Below are 20648 nucleotides of genomic sequence, written 5' to 3' on the forward strand. Positions count from 1 at the left end.
CGGAACCTCCGCGGGGGTGGGGGTGTCCGGACTGCGACCTTCACTTCGCTTCGCTCGTTGCGGGCGCCGCCACGTCCGGACACCCCCACCCCCGCTCCGGTTCCGGCCCCCTCCCGCCGTCGGTCGGGTGCCGGTCGTGTCCGTGCCGGGGTCGGTGTTGGTTTCGGTGTCCGTCATCGAAGGTCCTCTTGGGTCTCGCCGGACATCAGCCATGCGTATTCGGGGTTCTCGCGGAGCAGTTCGTGGTGGGTGCCCACGGCCGCCACCCTTCCGCCGGACAGCAGTGCCACCCGGTCGGCCAGCAGCACCGTCGACGGGCGGTGCGCCACCACCAGCGCCGTCGTGTCGCGCAGCACCTCCCGCAGCGCCGCCTCGACCTTCGCCTCCGTGTGCACGTCCAAGGCGGACAGCGGGTCGTCCAGGACCAGGAAGCGGGGGCGGCCCACCACCGCCCTCGCCAGGGCCAGGCGCTGGCGCTGGCCGCCGGACAGGCTCAGGCCCTGCTCGCCGACCTGGGTGTCCGCGCCCTCGGGGAGCTTCTCCACGAACGCGCTCGCCTGCGCCACCGCCAGCGCCCGGGCCAGTTCGGGGGCCGCCGCGTCCTCGTCCGCGCCCATCAGGACGTTCTCGCCGATGCTCGCGGAGAACAGGGTCGGCTCCTCGAACGCCATCGACACCAGGGAACGCAGGCGCTCCCTGGGCATCAGGGTGATGTCCTCGCCGTCCAGGAGGATGCGGCCGGCGGTCGGCTCGTGCAGCCGGGGCACGAGGGCCGTCAGGGTCGTCTTGCCCGAGCCGGTCGTGCCCACCAGGGCCAGCGTCTCGCCCGGGCGCACGTGCAGGTCGACGTCGGTGAGGAGGGGCGGGCTGTCCGGCGGCGCGTCCGGGTAGCGGAAGGACACCTTCTCGAAGCGGAGGCCGTCGGACGGCTTCGGCGTCTGCCGCGCGGTCGTGTCCGTCTCCTGGGGTGCGTCCATCACCTCGAAGTAGCGTTCCGTCGCCGTCGCCGCCTCCTGGCTCATCGCCAGCAGGAAGCCGATCGACTCCACCGGCCAGCGCAGTGCCAGCGCCGTCGACAGGAAGGCCACCAGCGTGCCCGCCGACAGCTGCCCGTCCGCCACCTGCACCGTGCCCAGCACCAGCGCCGCCCCCACGGCCAGTTCGGGCAGCAGCGTCATCACCGCCCAGATCCAGGCCAGCAGCCGGGCCTTGGCCAGTTCGGTGCCGCGGAGCTGCTCCGCCAGGTTCCGGAACGCGTCCGTCTGGCTGCGGTGCCGGCCGAAGCCCTTCACGATGCGGATGCCGAGCACACTCTCCTCGACCACCGTCGTCAGATCGCCCACCTGGTCCTGCGCCCGCCGGGTCACCACCGAGTACCGCCGCTCGAAGAGCCAGCAGAGCAGCACCATCGGCCCGACCGGGGCCAGCAGCACCAGGCCCAGCGTCCACTCCTGGGCGAACAGCACCGCGTAACCGACCAGGATCGTCACCGCGTTGACCAGCAGGAAGGTCAACGGGAAGGCGAGGAACATGCGGACCATCATGAGGTCCGTCGTGCCCCGCGAGAGGAGCTGGCCCGAGGCCCAGCGGTCGTGGAAGGCGATCGGCAGCCGCTGCACGTGCCCGTACAGGGCGGCGCGCATCGACGCCTCCACCCCCGCGAGGGGGCGCGCCACCAGCCAGCGCCGGACGCCGAAGAGCACCGCCTCGGTGATCCCCAGCAACAGCAGGTACAGCGCGCCCAGCCACACCCCCGTCGTGTCGCCGTCCGTGACCGGGCCGTCGACCAGCCACTTCAGGACCAGCGGGATCACGAGGGACAGACAGGAGGCCACGATCGCGACGCACGCGGCCGTGAAGAGGCGGGCGCGCACCGGGCGTACGTACGGCCACAGGCGCAGCAGCGTGCGCACGGTCGAGCGTCCCTCGACGGCGGGCGATTCCTTGGTGGGTACATGTTCTGTGGGCATCAGGGCTGAGCCTACGGTTCACCCCTGACATCACTCCTGTGGTTTTCCGGCCACCGGCCAGTGCCGTGCAGGTCGGTGGCCGGTCGTAGGCGGTATCAACCGATCGGTTGACCGGGGGTCGAGCGGGATGGCCGATACCGGCGGGGCCCCGCTTTCACGAACCTTGGGGCATGCCCATGATCGAGGTTCAGGACCTGCACAAGGCCTACGGCGAGCGGAAGGCCGTCGACGGCGTCACCTTCGCGGTCGAGGAGGGGGAGATCTTCGGGATCCTCGGCCCCAACGGCGCCGGCAAGACCACCACCGTCGAGTGCGTCGCCGGACTGCGCGCCCCCGACCGCGGCACCGTGCGCGTCGCCGGGCTGGACCCCGCCGCCCAGCACACCGACGTGACCCGGCTGCTCGGCGTCCAGCTCCAGCAGAGCGAGCTCCAGGCCAAGCTCACCGTCCGCGAGGCGCTCGAACTGTACGCCTCCTTCCACGAGCGCCCCGCCGACTGGCGGGCCCTCGCCGAACGCCTCGGGCTCGAAGGGCAACTGGGGGTCCGCTACGCCAAGCTGTCCGGCGGGCAGCGGCAGCGGCTCTTCATCGCCCTCGCCCTGGTCGGCGACCCGCGGGCCGTCATCCTCGACGAGCTCACCACCGGACTCGACCCCCGCGGGCGCCGCGACACCTGGGCCCTCGTCGAGGACATCCGGCGCGGTGGCGTCACCGTCCTGCTCGTCACCCACTTCATGGAGGAGGCCCAGCGCCTCTGCGACCGGGTCGCCGTCATCGACCGGGGCCGGGTCACCGCCCTCGACACCCCCGGCGGGCTCATCCGGCGGGCCGGGACCGCCCGTACCGTCTCCTTCGCCGCCGACACCCCGCTGGACCGCGCCGACCTGCTCGCCCTGCCCGGCGCCGTCAGCGTCGAGACCGTTGACGGGCGGACCGTCCTCACCGGCGACGACGCCACCGTCGACGCCTTCGTCCCGCTGCTCGCCCGCCGCGGGGTCACCGCCCGCGGCCTGCGCGTCTCCGACGCCACCCTCGACGACGCCTACCTCGACCTGACCGGAGCCGACCAGTGACCACCGCCACCCGCACCCTCCTGCGCACCGAGGTCCGGCTCTTCGGCCGCGAACCGGCCGCCCTGTTCTGGGTGATGCTCTCGCCCACCGTGCTGCTCGTGATCCTCGGGTCGATCCCCTCCTTCAGAGAGGCGTCCGCCGACCTCGGCGGGCGACGCGTGATCGACGTCTACGTGCCCGTGTCCGTCCTCTTCGCGCTCATCATGGCCGGGCTCCAGGCCATGCCCCCGGTCCTCGCCGGCTACCGCGAACGCGGCATCCTGCGCCGGATGTCCACCACCCCGGTCCGGCCCGGCGCCCTCCTCACCGCCCAGCTCGTCCTGCACGGCGTGGCCGCCCTGGTCTCCGCGCTGCTCGCCATCACCGTCGGCCGGCTCGCCTTCGGCGTCGCCCTGCCCGGCAACCTCCCCGGCTACCTCCTCGCCCTGCTGCTCGCCACCGCCTGCTCCCTCGCCCTCGGCTCGGCCGTCTGCGCCGTCTCCCGCACCCAGAAGATCTCCACCGCCGTCGGCTCGGCCGTCTTCTTCCCCTCGATGTTCACCGCCGGCGTCTGGGTGCCGGTCCAGAGCATGCCGGATACGCTGCGGGAGATCGTCGGGTTCAGCCCCTTCGGCGCCGCCTCCGAGGCCCTCGACGCCGCCGCCGGCGGCGCCTGGCCCGGCTGGGTCCCGCTCGTGGTGACGATCCTGTGGGCGGTCCTCCTCACGGGTGCCGCGATCCGCTGGTTCCGCTGGGAGTAGCAGAAATAGCAGGAGTAGCAGGAGCGGCGTGAGTAGCGGGATTGGCGGGAGTAGTGGGCCGGGGAAGGTCGGGGGAGACCGGGGAGGTCGGGGGAGAGATGGCTACGCGTGTGACGACCGTCGAGGAGCGGTGGCAGCAGTTCTTCCGGTGGGGGCCCTACGTGCTGCTGGGCGTCGGCGGGGCGCTCGCCGCGGCCTCCGCCGACGAGATCATGGACCACACCAGGACCCTCGTCGCCGGCGCCCTGTTCGCCGCCGTCCTCGCCCTCCAGCTGTGGTGGACCGCCCATCAGCGGGCCGTGCTGGAGACGTCCTGCGAGACGGCCACGCTCTCCGTCCCCGGCGCCCCCGGGCCCGCCGCGCTCTGCTACTTCACGGCCCGCACCGCGCTCGCCTTCGGGCTCACCTGGACCAACCCCTTCTTCGCCGTCTTCGCCTGCATCGGCTACTTCGACGCCGTGCACCTCCTGCCGCCCCGGCCCGTCGCCGTCCGCGCCGGGCTGGTCGCCGTCGCGCTCACCCTCGCCGGCTCCCAGTCCGGCGGGCTGCCGCCCCGCGGCATCGTCCAATGGGTCGCCTTCGCCGGGCTGTTCGTCCTCAACGGCTGCCTCGCCGTCGGCCTCTCCCACCTCGGCGTCAAGGAGGCCGAGAAGGCCCGCGAACGCGCCGCCACCATCGAGGCGCTGGCCCGCGCCAACGCCCGCCTCGAAGAAGCCCTGGAGGAGAACGCCGCCCTCCAGGCCCAGCTCCTCGTCCAGGCCCGCGAGGCCGGCGTCGCCGACGAACGCCGCCGGCTCGCCGCCGAGATCCACGACACCATCGCCCAGGGCCTGGCCGGCGTCATCGCCCAGCTCCAGGCCGTCGGCGCCACCACCGATCCCGGACTCGCCCAGGTCCGGCTGCGCCGCGCCGCCGACCTCGCCCGGCACAGCCTCGGCGAGGCCCGCCGCTCCGTGCAGAACCTCAGCCCGGTCGCCCTGGAGCACGACGCGCTGCCCGACGCGCTGCGCAAGACCGTCGCCGACTGGTCCGAACGCACCGGCATCACCACCCGGTTCACCGTCACCGGCACCGAACACCCCGTCCACGACGAGATCGCCGCGACCCTGCTGCGGATCGCCCAGGAGGCCCTCGCCAACGCCGAGCGCCACTCCGGCGCCGCCCGCGCCGGCGTCACCCTCTCCTACATGGGCGACGAACTCACCCTCGACGTACGCGACGACGGCCACGGCTTCGACCCGGCCGCCGTCCCCGCCCGCCACCGCACCGGCGGTTTCGGCCTCCACGGCATGCGCGCCCGCGCCGAACGCCTCGCCGGCAGCCTCGCGTTGGAGACCGAGCCCGGACACGGCACGGCGATCAGCGCTCGCGTACCGTTGGCCCCCCATGACTGAGATCACCCTCCTCCTGGTCGACGACCATCCCGTGGTCCGCGACGGCCTGCGCGGCATGTTCGAGACCGACCCCGGATTCCGGGTCCTCGGCGAGGCCGCCGACGGCGTCGAGGGCGTCGCCCTCGCCCTGCGCCTCGACCCGGACGTCGTCCTCATGGACCTGCGGATGCCCGGCGGCGGCGGCGTCGACGCCATCGGCGAACTCACCCGGCGCGGCGCCCGCGCCCGGATCCTCGTCCTCACCACGTACGACACGGACACCGACACCCTCCCCGCCATCGAGGCGGGCGCCACCGGCTACCTCCTCAAGGACACGCCCCGCGAAGAGCTGTTCGCCGCCGTCCGCGCCGCCGCCGAGGGCCGCACCGTGCTCTCCCCGGCCGTCGCCGGCCGGCTCGTCGACCGCGTCCGCACCCCCGCCGCGCCCGCCGACGAGCGCCTCTCGGCCCGCGAGCGCGAGGTCCTCGAACTCGTCGCCAAGGGCACCTCCAACCGCGAGATCGCCGCCGAGCTCTTCATCAGCGAGGCCACCGTCAAGACCCACCTCACGCACATCTACGCCAAGCTCGGAGCCAAGGACCGCGCCGCGGCCGTCGCCGTCGCCTACCAGCGCGGCATCCTCGGCCGCACCGGCTGACCGCTGCACCCAGCGTCAACGATCCGTGCGTCCCAGGCACACGACACCCCCCGCCCCGGCCCGCACACTGGAACCGCACGGGGCGGTCCACGGGGGACACCGGACCGCCGCGTGCCCCTTCCCCCGCCGGCCACCGCCGTCGCGCCGTGGTGGCCGGTGCGGGGTCCATCGCCGGGTCGCCGCACCCGCCCCGTAGGATCCCGCCCGATCGCCCACCGGGCGGGAGAACGAGGGTGGGGACCATGTACGACTCCAGGACACGCCGCCGCGCCGCCGCGCTGGCACTGCCGCTGCTGCTGACCTCACTGGCGGCCTGCCGGTCCGGCGGCCAGGACGCGAAGCCGGCCGCCACCCCCTCGCCCACACCGACGCCCGTCTTCTCGGTACGGCTCGACGACCAGCTCTCCGCCGCGAGCCGGGCCACCACGGCCACCGGGTCCTCCGCCTTCACCTGGACGCTGCGCTACGGCTCCGCCAAGGGGACGGCCGTGGAACGCGTGACCGGCGTCCAGGACTACGCCGCGGACACCGCCCGCGCCGAGCGGGTGGTCGAGATCCCGCGCGGCTTCCCGGCGGACGCGGCCCGCGAACTCGGCGGTGAGCCCGTCGGCTCGCGGAAGCCGCAGACCTTCGCCGTCTCGGGCAACCAGGTCTCCTACCGCACCGCGGACGGCGGCTGGCTGCGCTACTCCTCCGCCGCCTCCGGCGAGATCGTCGACCTGATGGACGGCGCCCTCCAGCGGGCCGGCGACGACGCGCCGTACGGCCGGACGCTCGCCGAGGTGGTGAGCGTCGCCGACGCGACCAGGGCGCCGGTGAAGGGGGCCGACGGCAGCCGCACGTACCAGGTGGACGTCCCGCTGACCTACGCCTCCGCCGCGCTCCCGCAGGAGCTCGACCTCACCCAGGACAGCGCGCGGCAGGCCCCCGGACCGATCCGGACGACCGTCGTCCTCGACAAGGACGGGCGGCTCCTCCGGGCCGGCGCCGACTACGCCCCCGCCCTCAAACTGCTGCACGACGAGCACCTCCTGAAGGGGGTGACCTCGCTGCGCGCCGAGTACGCGCTCTCCGGCCACGGGAGGACGTCCGTGCCGCCGCCGCCCGCCGGCCCGAAGGTCCAGGACGCCGAGAAGGCGCTGACCGACCTGCACCGGGTGAAGCCGGGCCGCTGCGCCTCCCTGGACACCGGACTCGGCACCCTGGCGCTCGTCCGGGTCGTGCCCTGCGGCGCCCGGGCCGACCTCCGGGTCTTCGGACAGGTCAGGTTCAAGGAGTCCCTGCGGGGCGACCCGGACGGCGTCGCCGTGCGCGAGGGCCAGGACCGGTGCGAGGCGGCCTACGGCTCGGCGCCGCACGCCTGGACCGCCGACGGACGGCCCGCCGGCCGCTTCACGACGTACGGACAGGGCACCACCTCCTCCGCGTACACCGGCCCCGACGTCGAGGTCGCGGGCGACTACACCTGCCTCGTCGAGATCCCCCGGTCCTAGCCGCCCACCCGCAGCAGCACCACCGACCGCCCCGCCACACTGATCGTCCCCCCGCCCCGGTGCACCGTCCCCGGGGCGCGGGACTGGTCCTCCGGGGCGGTGTCCACGATCCGCTCGTACGTGTCGGCCCACGGCGGGCCCGGCAGCCGGAAGTCCACCGGGCGTTGGCCCGCGTGCAGGACCGCGAGGAAGCTGTCGTCGGTGACCTGCTCGCCGCGCGCGTCACGGCCCGGTATGTCGCGGCCCGACAGGTAGAGGGCGAGCGTGGCCGAGGGCGCGTACCAGTCGGCCTCCGTCATCTCCGTGCCGTCGGCGGTGAACCAGGCCAGGTCCCGCAGCCCGTCGGCGGCCCGCCGGCCCGAGAAGAAGGCGCGCCGCCGCAGCACCGGGTGGCGGTGGCGCAGGTCGAGCAGCCGCCGGGTCAGCGTGAGGAGCTGGGCGCGGCCCGGGTCGTCCGGGAGGCTCCAGTCGAGCCAGCCGATCTCGTTGTCCTGGCAGTAGGCGTTGTTGTTGCCGCCCTGGGTGCGGCCCATCTCGTCGCCCGCGACGAGCATCGGCACCCCGGTCGACAGCAGCAGCGTGGTCATCAGGTTGCGCAGCTGGCGCCGGCGCAGGGCGGTGACCTCGGGGTCGTCGGTCTCGCCCTCGGCGCCGCAGTTCCAGGAGCGGTTGTCGTGGGTGCCGTCCCGGTTGCCCTCGCCGTTGGCCTCGTTGTGCTTGCGTTCGTAGCTGACGAGGTCGCGCAGGGTGAAGCCGTCGTGGGCGGTGACGAAGTTGACGGAGGCGTACGGGCGGCGCCCGCCCCAGGCGTACAGGTCGCTGGAGCCGGAGAGCCGGTAGCCGAGGTCCCGGACGTCGGGCAGGGCGCCGCGCCAGAAGTCCCGTACGGCGTCCCGGTAGCGGTCGTTCCACTCCGTCCACAGCGGCGGGAAGGAGCCCACCTGGTAGCCGCCGTTGCCCACGTCCCAGGGCTCCGCGATCAGCTTGACCCGGCGCAGCACCGGGTCCTGGGCGATGACGGCGAGGAAGGGCGAGAGCATGTCGACGTCGTGCATCGAGCGGGCCAGCGCCGCCGCCAGGTCGAAGCGGAAGCCGTCCACGCCCATCTCGGTCACCCAGTAGCGCAGGCTGTCCGTGATGAGCCGCAGCACCTGCGGCTGCACCACGTGCAGGGTGTTGCCGCAGCCGGTGTAGTCCGTGTAGCGCCGGGCGTCGGACGGGAGGCGGTAGTAGCCGCGGTTGTCGATGCCCTTCAGGGACAGGGTGGGGCCGAGCTCGCCGGCCTCGGCGGTGTGGTTGTAGACGACGTCGAGGATGACCTCGATCCCGGCGTCGTGCAGCGCCCGCACCATCCGCTTGAACTCGCCGACCTGCTGCCCCGCCGTCCCGCTCGCCGAGTAGCCGGCGTGCGGGGCGAAGTAGCCGATCGAGTTGTAGCCCCAGTAGTTGGTGAGGCCGCGGCGGAGCAGATGGTCCTCGTGCGCGAACTGGTGCACCGGCAGCAGCTCGACCGCGGTCACCCCGAGGCGTACGAGGTGCTCGATCGCGGCCGGGTGCGCGAGCCCCGCGTAGGTGCCGCGCAGGTGCTCCGGGATGTCCGGGTGGCGGGCGGTGAAGCCCTTCACGTGCAGTTCGTAGATGACCGAGTCCGGCCAGGGCGTCTTGGGCCTGCGGTCGTCGGACCAGTCGTCGTCGTCCTGGACGACGACCCCCTTGGGGACGTGCGGGGCCGAGTCCCGCTCGTCGCGGACGGTGTCGGCGACGTGCTGCTGCGGCCAGTCCCGCACGTGCCCGTACGCCTCGGGCGGCAGCGCGAAGGAGCCGTCGACGGCCCGCGCGTACGGGTCGAGGAGGAGCTTCGCCGGGTTCCAGCGGGCTCCCGTCCAGGGGTCCCAGCGGCCGTGCACCCGGTAGCCGTACCGCTGTCCGGGGCCGACGCCGGGCACGAAGCCGTGCCAGATCTCGTGGGTGAGCTCGGTCAGTTCGAGGCGCGTCTCGGTGCCGTCGGCGTCGAACAGGCACAGCTCGACGGCCTCCGCCCCGCCCGACCACAGCGCGAAGTTGGTGCCCGCCACCCCGTCGGGGCCGGTCCGGCAGCGGGCGCCCAGCGGAGTCGGCGCCCCCGGCCACACCACCCGCTCCGCCCCCTTCGGGGCGCGGGCACGCTCGTGTACCGCCTCCTGCTCGGCTGCGCTCGACACCGTCCCCGCCTCCCGCGGCTCTCCCCGTACGGGCGGGCGGCGGCGTCCCGGCCGCCGCCCTCGCACGTGGTCCTCCCACCTGTTCTGCCCGCACCGCCGTGCTCCCAACATGACCCGCACGCACGTTTCCCCTGGAGGGTGGCCGTCGTTGGGCCGGTCGTGAGACATGTGATGAAGCGGGCGGGGTTCGCGCTCGCCGTGGCGGGACTGTTGGCGGGCCTCGCGGGCTGCACCGGAGCCGGTGGCGGCGGCGGTGGCGGTGGTGGCGTGGACCTGGTCCTGCCGGGCAAGGCGCGGGCGCCGGGCGACGTGATCCGGGTCAGCCCCGAGGACGGCAGCCGGGGGGTGCCCGCCGACGGGCCCCTGGAGGTGAAGGTGGACAGCGGGCGCCTGGAGCGGGTGTCGGTGGTCCAGGTGGAGGACGCGCAGCGCACCCGGGTGGCGGGGGAGATCTCCACGGACGGGCTGCGCTGGCGGCCGGGCCCGGACACCCGGCTCGCGCTCGCCGCGAAGTACAGCGTGGACGCGGTCGCGCTCGACGCCCACGGGCGCCGCTCGGCCCGGCACACCACCTTCACCACCGTGGTGCCCGAGCACCGTTTCATCGGCTACTTCAAGCCGGAGAACCGGTCCACCGTCGGCACCGGCATGATCGTCTCCTTCTCCTTCAACCGGGAGATCGAGAACCGGGCGGAGGTCGAGCGGGCCATCAAGATCACCTCGGACCCGGCGGTCGAGGTCGTCGGCCACTGGTTCGGCAAGGACCGGCTCGACTTCCGCCCCGCCGCGTACTGGCAGCCCGGCACCGAGGTCACCGTCGACCTCGACCTGCGGGACGTGGAGGGCGCGCCCGGGGTGTACGGCATCCAGCGCAAGAAGGTCGGCTTCACGGTGGGCCGCTCGCAGGTGTCCCTGGTCGACGCCGAGCGGCACACGATGGAGATCCGCCGGGACGGCGAGCCGCTCACCACCCTGCCGATCACGGCCGGGGCGCCGAAGACCACCACGTACAACGGGAAGATGGTGGTCACGGAGTTGTACGAGGTGACGCGGATGGACGGGCGGACGGTCGGCTTCGGCGGCGAGTACGACATCAAGGACGTGCCGCACGCGATCCGGCTCACCGACTCGGGGACCTTCCTGCACGGCAACTACTGGGCCTCGGCGTCGACCTTCGGCTCGGCGAACGTCAGCCACGGCTGTGTCGGGCTGCGGGACGTGAAGGGCGGCGGCGCGGACACCCCGGCCGGCTGGTTCTTCGACCGGACCCTCATCGGCGACGTGGTCGAGGTGGTCAACTCGCGCGACAAGGAGGTCGCCGCGGACAACGGTCTGGGCGGCTGGAACATGGAGTGGAGCCGCTGGCGGACGGGCTCCGCGCTGCGCTGACCCCGAGCGGCCCGCGGCGCCCCGCACACCCCGCGTGAACTGGGACTGAACGGTGACATTCGCGTGGAAGTTTCGTGTCCGACGGTGTGATTGTCTAACGCCGTGTGCGCGGGAGGATGCGCACGGGGGTGGGGCCCGAGCTATGCCGGGTCGTGCGAGGGGAGAAGAACATAGTGAACGGGCAGCCGATATCCGGAGGGACCGCCGGACGACGGCGCGGAGGCGCCCGCCTGGGGGCACTGGCGACGGGGACGCTGCTCCTCGTGCTGACCGCGTGCGGGGGCGGCGGCGCCACCGGTGGCGGCAAGGGGAGCCAGGACCCGGCCGGGACCGGCGACAAGCAGGAGATCGCGGCCTCCGCCGCGGTCGTGACGATCGCTCCGAAGGACGGCGCCGACTCGGTCGCCACCAGCGGGGCGCTGAAGGTGACGGCCGATCAGGGCAAGCTGTCCACGGTCACGGTCGCCGACACCAAGGGCACCGCGGTCGAGGGCAGGATCTCCGCGGACGGCGGGAGCTGGGAGCCGCTCGGCCACCTGTCCGCCGGCACCCAGTACAAGGTGCACGCGGTCGCCAAGGACACCGAGGGCCGTGAGTCGGCGAAGGACACCACCTTCAGCACCCTCGTACCGAAGAACACCTTCCTCGGCCACTACACGCCGGAGGACGGTGCGACCGTCGGCGTCGGCATGCCGGTCTCGATCAACTTCACCCGGGGCATCACCGACCCGGAGGCCGTCGAGCGCGCCATCAAGGTGACGGCGGAGCCGGCCGTGGAGATCGAGGGGCACTGGTTCGGCAACGACCGCCTCGACTTCCGTCCCGAGGACTACTGGGCCGCGGGCACCAAGGTGACCGTCAAGCTGAATCTGGACGGCGTCGAGGGCCGCCCGGGCGTGTACGGCAAGCAGAAGAAGACCGTCACCTTCACCATCGGCCGCCGCCAGGTCTCCACGGTGGACGCGAGCGCCAAGACGATGAAGATCGAGCGCGACGGCAAGATCATCAAGACCCTGCCGATCACCGCCGGCGCGCCGTCCACGACCACGTACAACGGTCAGATGGTCATCAGCGAGAAGTACAAGGTGACGCGCATGAACGGCGCCACCGTGGGCTTCGGCGGCGAGTACGACATCAAGGACGTGCCGCACGCGATGCGGCTGTCCACCTCGGGCACCTTCGTGCACGGCAACTACTGGGCCTCGGCCTCGACCTTCGGCTCGGCCAACGTCAGCCACGGCTGCGTCGGTCTGCGGGACTCCCGCGGCGCCGGGGACAGCTCGACGCCCGCCGCCTGGTTCTTCGACCGCTCGATCATCGGTGACGTCGTCATCGTGAAGAACTCGCGCGACAAGCAGATCAAGCCGGACAACGGCCTCAACGGCTGGAACATGTCCTGGTCGGAGTGGAAGGCCTGACCTTCCCGCCCGACGACGCGGGCCCCGGTGCTGTGACCAACGGCACCGGGGCCCGTCGCGTTAACGGCGGCTAACCTTCGGACCATGACTGTGAACCTCGAAGTCGCCGAAGGCGTCGGCACGATCCGTCTCGACCGCCCCCCGATGAACGCCCTCGACATCGCCACCCAGGACCGGCTGCGCGAGCTGGCCGTGGAGGCGACCGAGCGCGACGACGTGCGGGCCGTGATCCTCTACGGCGGCGAGAAGGTGTTCGCGGCCGGCGCGGACATCAAGGAGATGCAGGTCATGGACCACGCGGCCATGGTCAAGCGGTCGCGCGCGCTGCAGGACTCCTTCACCGCGATCGCCCGCATCCCCAAGCCGGTCGTCGCGGCCGTCACGGGGTACGCGCTGGGCGGCGGCTGCGAGCTGGCGCTCTGCGCCGACTACCGGATCGCCGCGGACAACGCCAAGCTGGGCCAGCCCGAGATCCTGCTCGGCCTCATCCCCGGCGCCGGCGGCACCCAGCGGCTCTCCCGCCTGATCGGCCCGTCCCGGGCCAAGGACCTCATCTTCACCGGCCGCATGGTGAAGGCGGACGAGGCGCTGAGCCTCGGCCTGGTCGACCGGGTCGTGCCGGCCGCCGAGGTGTACGAGCAGGCGCACGCCTGGGCCGCCAAGCTGGCGCAGGGACCGGCGCTGGCGCTGCGGGCGGCGAAGGAGTCGGTCGACCAGGGGCTGGAGGCGGACATCGACACGGGTCTCGCCATCGAACGCACCTGGTTCGCGGGCCTGTTCGCGACGGAGGACCGGGAGCGGGGCATGCGCAGCTTCGTCGAGGAGGGTCCGGGCAAGGCCAAGTTCGTCTGAGGCGCGGCGTCGGGGCGGCCGTGACCGGCCGCCCTTTCGGCTGCCTTGGGCATATGCCGAACGAATCCCCCGGAATTGTCGATTCCGGGGGGTCGATTCCGGTGGAACGGCCCCCGCGCCCCGCTCCGTGCGGCCATGATGGGGGCATGGCGGGCCTGGATGGTATGGATCAACCGCGGCAGCACGGCGGTGCGACCGCCGCACGGTGGGTACCGGCCGCAGAGGACGAACAGGCCGCGGAAGCACTGCAGTTGTACGGGAACCCGGCCGAGGGGGATGTCCGGCTGCCGTCCCGTCCCGAGTCCGCCGCGGTCGCCCGCCGGCTCACCCAGTGGGTCGTGCTGCGCCAGTGGGCGCTCGGCCCGCAGATCTCCGAGCACGCGGTGCTGCTCGTCTCCGAGCTGGTCGGCAACGCCGTGCGGCACACCGGGGCCCGGGTGTTCGCCCTGCGCATGCTGCGCCGCCGCGGCTGGATCCGGATCGAGGTGCGCGACCCCTCGCGCGGGCTGCCCTGCCTGATGCCGGTGCACGAGCTCGACACGAGCGGCCGGGGCCTCTTCCTCGTCGACAAGCTGTCCGACCGCTGGGGCGTCGACCTCGCCCCGCGCGGCAAGACCACCTGGTTCGAGATGCGGGTCTCCGACCGCTAGCCGCCCGGGCCCGTCCCCGTGATGCACGAAAGCCCCCGTCCGCCGTGGTGGGGCGCGTGGGGGCTTCCGTGTGATGCGCCGTGGATCGGGGGGGGTGTATCCACGGCCGCCATGTCGACCTGGCCCGGGTCAATGGGGGTCGTGTCTCCGACTATGGCAGACAGGTGGCGTCTTCGCCAAAAGTCCCTACCGTGACAGATATGGACAAATGCGGACAGTTTACCAATGAATCGTTGGTGACATGGAGCACCGTCCTTATAAACGATGAATAAATATGGTGTTCATTGGGTGTTTCCTCGCCCTGTCCGCATGGTGGACGCCAGATCTCGGGCGTCAAACGTCCTGAATTGGCCCAATCGCCGTGATTCCGGCATACCCGCCCTTAAATGGTGCCGTGACACCCACCGACCGCCGCGGTGCCCTCCGGGCCGGCGCTGCCACCGCCCTCGCGGGAGCCCTCGCCACCGCCTGCGGAACGGAGCCACGCCCCGCACCGCCCCAGGGCCCCGCCCCCGCGCCCGCCGCCCCCTCCCCCCGGCGCTACCCCGGCCGCCCCGACGAGATCGCCAACGGCCCCCGGGACCGGCCCCGGGTCGCCCTCACCTTCCACGGACAGGGCGACCCCGCCCTCGCCCGCGCCGTCCTCGGCCACGCCGAACGGGCCGGCGCCCACGTCACCGTCCTCGCCGTCGGCGACTGGCTCGACCGGCACCCCGAGATGGCCCGCCGCGTCCTCGACGGCGGCCACGACCTCGGCAACCACACCCAGCACCACCTCGACGTCAACACCATGACCGAGGCACGTGCCTTCGACGAGATCCAGGCCTGCGCCACCCGGCTGCGCCGCCTCACCGGCTCCATCGGCACCTGGTTCCGCCCCTCCCGCACCCAGCACGCCGACCCGACCGTCCGCCGCGCCGCCCTGCGCGCCGGATACCCGCACGTCCTCTCGTACGACGTCGACTCCCTCGACTTCACCTCGCCGGGACCCGCCGCCGTCGTCGCCAACGTCACCGGCGGGATCCGCAACGGATCGGTGGTCAGCCTCCACTTCGGCTACGCCGACACGGTCGCCGCGCTGCCCCTCCTCCTCGCCGACCTCGACCGCCGCGGCCTGCGCGCGGTGACGACCACGGAGCTGCTGACCTGATGCCGATCCACGCCCCCCGCCCGACCCCGCGCACCAAGGGCCTCCTCGCCGCCGCCCTGCTCCTCGCCCTGGCCGGCTGCGGCAGCCCCCACCCCGCCGAACAAGGCGGCGGCACCAAGAAGGCCGCCGTGCTCCCCGCCGTACCGAAACCGGCCGCCGCCCCCGCCGGGCTGCCCGGCATGCCACCGCTGCTCAAGCCCGACGACGTCTACGCCGCCGACCGGCCCAACCGGCTCTCCCCGGTCGTCAAGGACTTCCCCTCCCGGGTGTACGTCCCCAACACCAGCTCCAACACGGTCTCGGTCATCGACCCCGCCACGTACAAGGTCATCGAGACCATCCCGGTCGGCAACCAGCCGCAGCACGTCGTCCCCTCCTGGGACATGAAGACCCTCTGGGTCAACAACAACCGCGGCCACACGCTCACCCCCATCGACCCGGCGACCGGCGTGGCCGGCAAGCCCGTCGAGGTGCACGACCCGTACAACCTCTACTTCACGCCGAACGGCAAGTACGCCGTCGTCATGGCCTCGCTCGACCGCGAACTCGTCTTCCGCGACCCGCACACCATGGAACGCCGCAAGACCGTCCCCGTCTCCTGCTACGGCGTCAACCACGCCGACTTCTCCGCCGACGGACGCTACTTCGTCGTCTCCTGCGAGTTCTCCGGCGAACTCCTCAAGGTCGACACCGAGAAGATGCAGGTCGTCGGTCAGCAGAAGCTGCCCTTCCAGGGCGCCATGCCCCAGGACGTGAAGATCTCCCCGGACGGCAAGACCTTCTACATCGCCGACATGATGGCCCACGGCATGTGGGTCCTCGACGGCGAGAAGTTCACCACCCCGACGCTGCTCCCCACCGGCAAGGGCTGCCACGGGCTCTACGTCTCCCGCGACTCCAAGGAGATGTACGTCTCCAACCGCGGCGAAGGCACCGTCTCCGTCTTCGACTTCACCCAGAACCGCCTCACCAAGAAGTGGCGGCTCCCGCACGGCGGATCGCCCGACATGGGCGGCGTCTCCGCCGACGGCAAGGTGCTCTGGCTCTCCGGACGGTACGACTCCGAGGTGTACGCCATCGACACCGCCACCGGGAAGCAGCTCGCCCGCATCCCCGTCGGCAGCGGCCCGCACGGCCTGGCCGTCTACCCGCAGCCCGGCCGCTACTCCCTCGGCCACACCGGCATCTTCCGCTGACCCACCCCACCCGGCGGGGGCGGGCCCGGCCCCGCCGGGCCCCCCGCCGTCCGCCGGCCCTAGCCCGCGACCAGCAACGCCTCGGCGCCCACCGGACGGTAGCCCGCCGCCTGGAAGGTGCGGACGCTGCGCGCGTTGCCCGGGGTGTTCTGCGCCCACACCACCGTGTCCGGGGTCAGCTGCCGGGCCGCCCTCGCCAGCGCCCGGCCCAGACCCCGGTGCCGCGCCTCCTCGTCGACCTCGACCGCGACCTCCATCCGGCCCGCCACGCCCCGGCCCAGGATCAGCAGGCCGCCGTCCGCCGCCCACACCCGGACCTCGTCGCGGTACTTCAGCGCCCGCGCCACCCGGGGATGGTCCTGGTCCTCGATCTCCCGCAGCTCGATCTCCGGCTCACCCGGCAGCGCGTCGGCGACCGTCATCAGGTCGACCGCGTTCACGTACCGGCCCGTGCGCGCCATCAGCGTCGCGTGGAACCGCGGCGTCATGCTCGCCACCAGCGGATCCGTCGAGGCGGACGCCAGCTCCGCGCGGATCCACTCCGGGTCCTCGTCCAGGAACACCACCGAGTGCGCGGTGAACGACAGCACGCCCGCGTCCCGCGGGTTCGGCTGTGGAACGATCGTCGTCGACCCGTCCGCGGGCGGGAACTCCCCGCGCGCCGCGGCTGCCAGTATCCGTGCCACTTCGCTGTTCATACCCCCATCATCGGGCACCGAGGGGCCCGATAATCTGACCCCCTACATCAGGCACCTCGAAGGGGCGGAAGCATGGCGGACATCGATTCGGCGCGCACGGCATTCAACAAGTTCGACGTGGACGGTGACGGCTTCATCACCGCCGCCGAGTACAAGAGCGTCATGGCGCAGCTGGGTGACTTCAACGTCACCGAGTCCGTCGCCGAGGCGCTGATCAACCGCCAGGACACCAACGGCGACCACAAGCTGTCCTGGGACGAGTTCTGGAACAACCTCAACAAGGCCTGAGCCTCGCGGGGCGAGGACGGGCGGCGCCGTACGCCCACGCGCGTACGTCGAGTCGCCGCCCGTCCGACCCTCCTCCGTCCCGTCCGTCCCGCCGGTTTCGTGACGCTCCGTACACGACGAGCGGATATCCGTGGCGGGGAGGAAGATGGGGAGTGATCCTCCCACCCCCTCATCCTCATGTTCACTGCCGTGCGACTGGCGCGTCGATCTCTGATGGCCGTGCTTCTGAGCGCAGCGATCAGCGTGGGCCCCTTCGCCCTCACCCCCCTCGCCTCGGCCGCCCCCGAGCGGCTGCTGAAGGTCGAGGCGCTCTCCCTGAGCCCCGGGTCGGGCCCCGCCGGCACCAGCGTCTCCGTGACCGGTACCGGCTTCGAGGACTGCGACGTGGCCCAGCTCGGCCTGGAGGGCGGACCCACCACCTCGGCGTACGTGAAGCAGGCCACCCACACGCTCTCCGGCGTCGTCCGGATCCCCCAGGGCACCTCGCCCGGCGCGCACCGGATCGTGGCCGACTGTTCCCCGGACGCCGACCACGCCACCGGCACCTTCACGGTCACCGACCCCGGCGGCGCCCCCCAGCCCCCGCCTCAGCCCCCGGACCAGACTCCGTCCGTCACCCTCGACCGCTCGAAGGGCGCGCCCGGGACCTCGTTCACCGTCCAGGGCTCGGGCTTCGGGAAGTGCTCCGCGGAGGACGTCGAGCTGTACGTGGACCAGACGAAGGCGCTGGACTACCGCATCGACGTCGGAGCGGAGACGGGCACCTTCTCCCAGTCGCTCGACGTCCCGAAGGACGCCAAGCCGGGCACGTACTCCATCCGGGCCGTGTGCGTCGGCTACCCGGACGTGTCGGCGAGCGCGCCGTTCACGGTGACGGGCGAGGAGAAGCAGAACGGTGGGGTCACGGAGACCGGCGGGACGACTCAGGATGGTGGGACGACGCAAGACGGAGGGACCACTCAGGACGGCGGGACGACCCAGGATGGTGGGACCACGCAGGACGGCGGGACCACCGACGGCGGCGGCACGACCGACGGCGGTGGCACGACCGACGGCGGCGGTACGACGGACGGTGGCGGTTCCGCCTCCGGTGGTGGCACCGGTGGTTCCACCACCCCGGTCGGCTGGATCGTCGGGCCCGCCTCCCTCGGCGGGGCGCTCGCGCTCGCCGTGGCCGCCGGGGCGTACTTCGGGCGGCTGCATCGCGGTCCCCGCTGGGTCCGCGGGCATGTGAAGGCCACGCTCCGTCCGGTCGCCGGCAGTGCCGAGCTGACCGAGACGCGGGCGCCCGGCGAGCCGCCCACCCACGCGACGCGGCTGGACCCGCACCCGGACCCCGGCCGGCAGAGCCTCGACGAGGAGGAGGACCGATGAGCACCACCGCGGCCCGCGCGGCCCCCGCGACCGTCCGCTCGTTCCTGCTCGGGCCGGGGGAGGACCTCGACGGCCCGCTGCGCGCCCACGGCACGGCGGGCCCGCTGCTCGCGCCGGTGCGGGGGAGGACGCCCGCCGCCGACCGGGCCGTCGAGCACGAGCTGGCCGGTGTCGTGGACGAGTTCCTCGGCCTCGACGTGCTGGACCTCGCGGCCGGCGGCTGGCGCGGCCACTCGGCGCTGCGGGCCGCCGCCCGGCGCACCCGGGAGCTGCCGGGCAGCGAGGAGGTCGTGGCGCTGGCGACCCACCGGATCACCTCGACGCACCGGCCGTACGTCGACGTCTACGTGGACGGCGCGAAGCTGGGCACCCTCCAGTTGGAGCTCACCCTGGTCTTCTGGGTGTCCGGGTTCGTCTGCGTGGTCCGGGACGCGTGTCTGACCGGGGTGACCTCGGGGACCTGCTCGGTGGACGCGAGCCTCGCCGTGCAGGGCGCGGTCATGGTCGAGCGCAAGGGCGGCCCGCTGGACCTGCCGGGTACCTTCGCGCTGCGCGGCCCGGTGCCGCTGCTCGCGCAGGAGCCGGCGCCGGACCCGTACCGGGCCCGGACCGTCCCGGGGGTCAGCGGCGGCTGATCAGCACTCGATGATGTTCACGGCGAGGCCGCCGCGCGCGGTCTCCTTGTACTTCACGCTCATGTCGGCGCCGGTCTCCTTCATGGTCTTGATGACCTTGTCGAGGGAGACCATGTGGCTGCCGTCGCCGCGCATCGACATCTTCGCCGCCGTGACGGCCTTGACCGCCGCCATGCCGTTGCGCTCGATGCACGGGATCTGGACCAGGCCGCCGACCGGGTCGCAGGTGAGACCGAGGTTGTGCTCCATGCCGATCTCGGCCGCGTTCTCGACCTGCTCGGGGGAGCCGCCGAGCACCTCGGCGAGGGCGCCGGCCGCCATCGAGCAGGCCGAGCCGACCTCGCCCTGGCAGCCGACCTCGGCGCCGGAGATGGAGGCGTTCTCCTTGAAGAGCATGCCGATCGCGCCGGCGGCGAGGAGGAAGCGGACCACACCGTCCTCCTTCTCCTCCGGGGTGCAGGAGCCGGTGCCGAAGTTCATGTAGTAGTGCAGGACGGCGGGGATGATGCCGGCCGCGCCGTTGGTCGGGGCGGTGACCACCCGGCCGCCCGCGGCGTTCTCCTCGTTCACGGCCATCGCGTAGAGGGTGATCCACTCCATCGCGTGCGCGGCCGGGTCGCCCTCGGAGCGCAGCTTGCGGGCGGAGGTGGCGGCGCGGCGGCGGACCTTGAGGCCGCCGGGCAGGATGCCCTCGCGGGACATGCCGCGCGAGACGCAGGCCTGCATGACGCGCCAGATCTCCAGGAGGCCGGCGCGGATCTCGTCCTCGGTGCGCCAGGCCTTCTCGTTCTCCAGCATCAGCGAGGAGATCGACAGGCCGGTCTCCTTGGCGAGGCGGAGCAGCTCGTCGCCGGTGCGGAAGGGGTACTTCAGGACGGTGTCCTCGGGGACGATCGGGTTCTCGCCGGCGACCGCGTCCTCGTCGACGACGAAGCCGCCGCCGACCGAGTAGTACGTCTTCTCCAGGACGAGGGCGCCCTCGGCGTCGTACGCGAAGACCGTCATGCCGTTGGCGTGGTACGGCAGCGCCTTGCGGCGGTGCAGGATCAGGTCGTCGTCGAAGGAGAACGGGATCTCGTGCATGCCGAGCAGGTTGATCCGGCCGCTCGACTTGATCCGCTCGAACTCCTCGTCGGCGTGCTCGACGTCGACGGTCCGCGGGGAGTTGCCCTCCAGGCCGAGGAGGACGGCCTTCGGGGTGCCGTGGCCGTGGCCGGTGGCGCCCAGCGAGCCGTACAGCTCCGCTCGTATCGCCGCCGTGTGGGCGAGCAGCCCCTCGTTCTTCAGCCGGCGGGCGAACATCCGGGCCGCGCGCATGGGGCCCACCGTGTGGGAGCTCGACGGGCCGATGCCGATCGAGAACAGGTCGAAGACCGAGATGGCCACGGGGGACTCCTTGTGGGGGCTAGACGCCGTTGTCTGCCGGGGTGGCGCAGAAACGAAGAGCGGTGGAGCAAGGGGCCGGGGCACCGCGCTCACTGTCCAGTGTG

Annotated in this window: 18 protein-coding genes; 14 read left to right on the top strand and 4 right to left on the bottom strand. The window is 72.7% G+C overall.

Annotated features, from left to right (window positions below; translation table 11 throughout):
- Window positions 1-173: 173 nt before the first annotated feature.
- Window positions 174-1970, bottom strand: a complete 1797-nt coding sequence (locus tag AB0Q96_RS28815; RefSeq protein ID WP_365330472.1) for an ABC transporter ATP-binding protein — start codon at window positions 1968-1970, stop codon at window positions 174-176.
- A gap of 170 nt (window positions 1971-2140) precedes the next feature.
- Between AB0Q96_RS28815 and AB0Q96_RS28820 the strand changes: the two genes are divergently transcribed.
- From AB0Q96_RS28820 to AB0Q96_RS28840, 5 genes are all read left to right on the top strand, one after another.
- Window positions 2141-3043 (top strand): ABC transporter ATP-binding protein, encoded by a 903-nt coding sequence (locus AB0Q96_RS28820; protein WP_365330474.1) that lies wholly within the window; start codon window positions 2141-2143, stop codon window positions 3041-3043.
- Window positions 3040-3783 (top strand): ABC transporter permease, encoded by a 744-nt coding sequence (locus AB0Q96_RS28825; RefSeq protein ID WP_365330476.1) that lies wholly within the window; start codon window positions 3040-3042, stop codon window positions 3781-3783. Before AB0Q96_RS28820 ends, AB0Q96_RS28825 begins: the two co-directional genes overlap by 4 nt.
- A 98-nt stretch (window positions 3784-3881) precedes the next feature.
- Window positions 3882-5177, top strand: coding sequence for a sensor histidine kinase (locus AB0Q96_RS28830; protein ID WP_365330478.1), 1296 nt, complete (start codon window positions 3882-3884; stop codon window positions 5175-5177).
- On the top strand, window positions 5170-5814 hold the full coding sequence (locus tag AB0Q96_RS28835; protein ID WP_365330480.1) for a response regulator transcription factor: 645 nt from the start codon (window positions 5170-5172) through the stop codon (window positions 5812-5814). The genes AB0Q96_RS28830 and AB0Q96_RS28835 overlap by 8 nt, the downstream gene beginning before the upstream one ends.
- A gap of 242 nt (window positions 5815-6056) precedes the next feature.
- A complete protein-coding gene (locus AB0Q96_RS28840) occupies window positions 6057-7307 on the top strand; it encodes a hypothetical protein (protein ID WP_365330482.1) in 1251 nt (416 codons plus the stop codon).
- Here AB0Q96_RS28840 and glgX read toward each other — a convergent pair.
- Window positions 7304-9508 carry a glycogen debranching protein GlgX gene (gene glgX / locus AB0Q96_RS28845; RefSeq protein WP_365330484.1) on the bottom strand — a complete coding sequence of 735 codons (2205 nt, stop codon included), beginning with the start codon at window positions 9506-9508 and terminating at the stop codon, window positions 7304-7306. The two genes, AB0Q96_RS28840 and glgX, sit on opposite strands and share 4 nt — an antisense overlap.
- 171 nt (window positions 9509-9679) lie before the next feature.
- Here glgX and AB0Q96_RS28850 point away from each other — a divergent pair, with 171 nt between their 5' ends.
- From AB0Q96_RS28850 to AB0Q96_RS28875, 6 genes are all read left to right on the top strand, one after another.
- Window positions 9680-10897 (top strand): Ig-like domain-containing protein, encoded by a 1218-nt coding sequence (locus tag AB0Q96_RS28850; protein WP_365330486.1) that lies wholly within the window; start codon window positions 9680-9682, stop codon window positions 10895-10897.
- A 173-nt stretch (window positions 10898-11070) separates the two neighbouring features.
- On the top strand, window positions 11071-12315 hold the full coding sequence (locus tag AB0Q96_RS28855) for an Ig-like domain-containing protein (RefSeq protein WP_365330488.1): 1245 nt from the start codon (window positions 11071-11073) through the stop codon (window positions 12313-12315).
- An 84-nt stretch (window positions 12316-12399) separates the two neighbouring features.
- On the top strand, window positions 12400-13167 hold the full coding sequence (locus AB0Q96_RS28860; protein ID WP_365330490.1) for an enoyl-CoA hydratase-related protein: 768 nt from the start codon (window positions 12400-12402) through the stop codon (window positions 13165-13167).
- Window positions 13168-13313: 146 nt separating this feature from the next.
- Complete coding sequence (locus AB0Q96_RS28865; RefSeq protein WP_365330492.1) at window positions 13314-13817, top strand: ATP-binding protein; 504 nt, start codon at window positions 13314-13316, stop codon at window positions 13815-13817.
- Between the two features lie 394 nt (window positions 13818-14211).
- Complete coding sequence (locus tag AB0Q96_RS28870) at window positions 14212-14967, top strand: polysaccharide deacetylase family protein (protein ID WP_365330494.1); 756 nt, start codon at window positions 14212-14214, stop codon at window positions 14965-14967.
- Complete coding sequence (locus AB0Q96_RS28875) at window positions 14967-16163, top strand: YncE family protein (protein WP_365330496.1); 1197 nt, start codon at window positions 14967-14969, stop codon at window positions 16161-16163. The genes AB0Q96_RS28870 and AB0Q96_RS28875 overlap by 1 nt, the downstream gene beginning before the upstream one ends.
- A 59-nt stretch (window positions 16164-16222) precedes the next feature.
- Here AB0Q96_RS28875 and AB0Q96_RS28880 read toward each other — a convergent pair whose 3' ends face one another.
- Entirely contained in the window at window positions 16223-16861 is a 639-nt protein-coding gene (locus tag AB0Q96_RS28880) for a GNAT family N-acetyltransferase (RefSeq protein ID WP_365330498.1), read from the bottom strand.
- A gap of 72 nt (window positions 16862-16933) precedes the next feature.
- Between AB0Q96_RS28880 and AB0Q96_RS28885 the strand changes: the two genes are divergently transcribed.
- The 3 genes from AB0Q96_RS28885 (at window position 16934) to AB0Q96_RS28895 (ending at window position 19158) form a co-directional block, all read left to right on the top strand.
- The gene (locus AB0Q96_RS28885; protein ID WP_329424410.1) at window positions 16934-17149 is read left to right on the top strand and encodes an EF-hand domain-containing protein; all 216 of its coding nucleotides are present in this window, start codon (window positions 16934-16936) and stop codon (window positions 17147-17149) included.
- Between the two features lie 219 nt (window positions 17150-17368).
- Window positions 17369-18523: a hypothetical protein gene (locus tag AB0Q96_RS28890; RefSeq protein ID WP_365330500.1), complete on the top strand. Its 1155-nt coding sequence runs from the start codon at window positions 17369-17371 to the stop codon at window positions 18521-18523.
- Complete coding sequence (locus AB0Q96_RS28895) at window positions 18520-19158, top strand: hypothetical protein (RefSeq protein WP_365330501.1); 639 nt, start codon at window positions 18520-18522, stop codon at window positions 19156-19158. Before AB0Q96_RS28890 ends, AB0Q96_RS28895 begins: the two co-directional genes overlap by 4 nt.
- Here AB0Q96_RS28895 and AB0Q96_RS28900 read toward each other — a convergent pair whose 3' ends face one another.
- Complete coding sequence (locus AB0Q96_RS28900) at window positions 19159-20544, bottom strand: L-serine ammonia-lyase (protein ID WP_365330503.1); 1386 nt, start codon at window positions 20542-20544, stop codon at window positions 19159-19161.
- Window positions 20545-20648 lie beyond the last annotated feature (104 nt).

The sequence above is a fragment of the Streptomyces sp. NPDC093111 genome (assembly GCF_040683955.1).
In the GTDB taxonomy this organism is placed as follows: domain Bacteria; phylum Actinomycetota; class Actinomycetes; order Streptomycetales; family Streptomycetaceae; genus Streptomyces.

What these genes read in the sequence shown, in the direction of transcription:
- AB0Q96_RS28815 (WP_365330472.1), bottom strand. Translation starts at nt 1,970, where the DNA reads ATGCCCACAGAACATGTACCCACCAAGGAATCGCCCGCCGTCGAGGGA.
- AB0Q96_RS28820 (WP_365330474.1), top strand. Translation starts at nt 2,141, where the DNA reads ATGCCCATGATCGAGGTTCAGGACCTGCACAAGGCCTACGGCGAGCGG.
- AB0Q96_RS28830 (WP_365330478.1), top strand. Translation starts at nt 3,882, where the DNA reads ATGGCTACGCGTGTGACGACCGTCGAGGAGCGGTGGCAGCAGTTCTTC.
- AB0Q96_RS28835 (WP_365330480.1), top strand. Translation starts at nt 5,170, where the DNA reads ATGACTGAGATCACCCTCCTCCTGGTCGACGACCATCCCGTGGTCCGC.
- AB0Q96_RS28840 (WP_365330482.1), top strand. Translation starts at nt 6,057, where the DNA reads ATGTACGACTCCAGGACACGCCGCCGCGCCGCCGCGCTGGCACTGCCG.
- AB0Q96_RS28850 (WP_365330486.1), top strand. Translation starts at nt 9,680, where the DNA reads ATGAAGCGGGCGGGGTTCGCGCTCGCCGTGGCGGGACTGTTGGCGGGC.
- AB0Q96_RS28860 (WP_365330490.1), top strand. Translation starts at nt 12,400, where the DNA reads ATGACTGTGAACCTCGAAGTCGCCGAAGGCGTCGGCACGATCCGTCTC.
- AB0Q96_RS28865 (WP_365330492.1), top strand. Translation starts at nt 13,314, where the DNA reads ATGGCGGGCCTGGATGGTATGGATCAACCGCGGCAGCACGGCGGTGCG.
- AB0Q96_RS28875 (WP_365330496.1), top strand. Translation starts at nt 14,967, where the DNA reads ATGCCGATCCACGCCCCCCGCCCGACCCCGCGCACCAAGGGCCTCCTC.
- AB0Q96_RS28880 (WP_365330498.1), bottom strand. Translation starts at nt 16,861, where the DNA reads ATGAACAGCGAAGTGGCACGGATACTGGCAGCCGCGGCGCGCGGGGAG.
- AB0Q96_RS28885 (WP_329424410.1), top strand. Translation starts at nt 16,934, where the DNA reads ATGGCGGACATCGATTCGGCGCGCACGGCATTCAACAAGTTCGACGTG.
- AB0Q96_RS28895 (WP_365330501.1), top strand. Translation starts at nt 18,520, where the DNA reads ATGAGCACCACCGCGGCCCGCGCGGCCCCCGCGACCGTCCGCTCGTTC.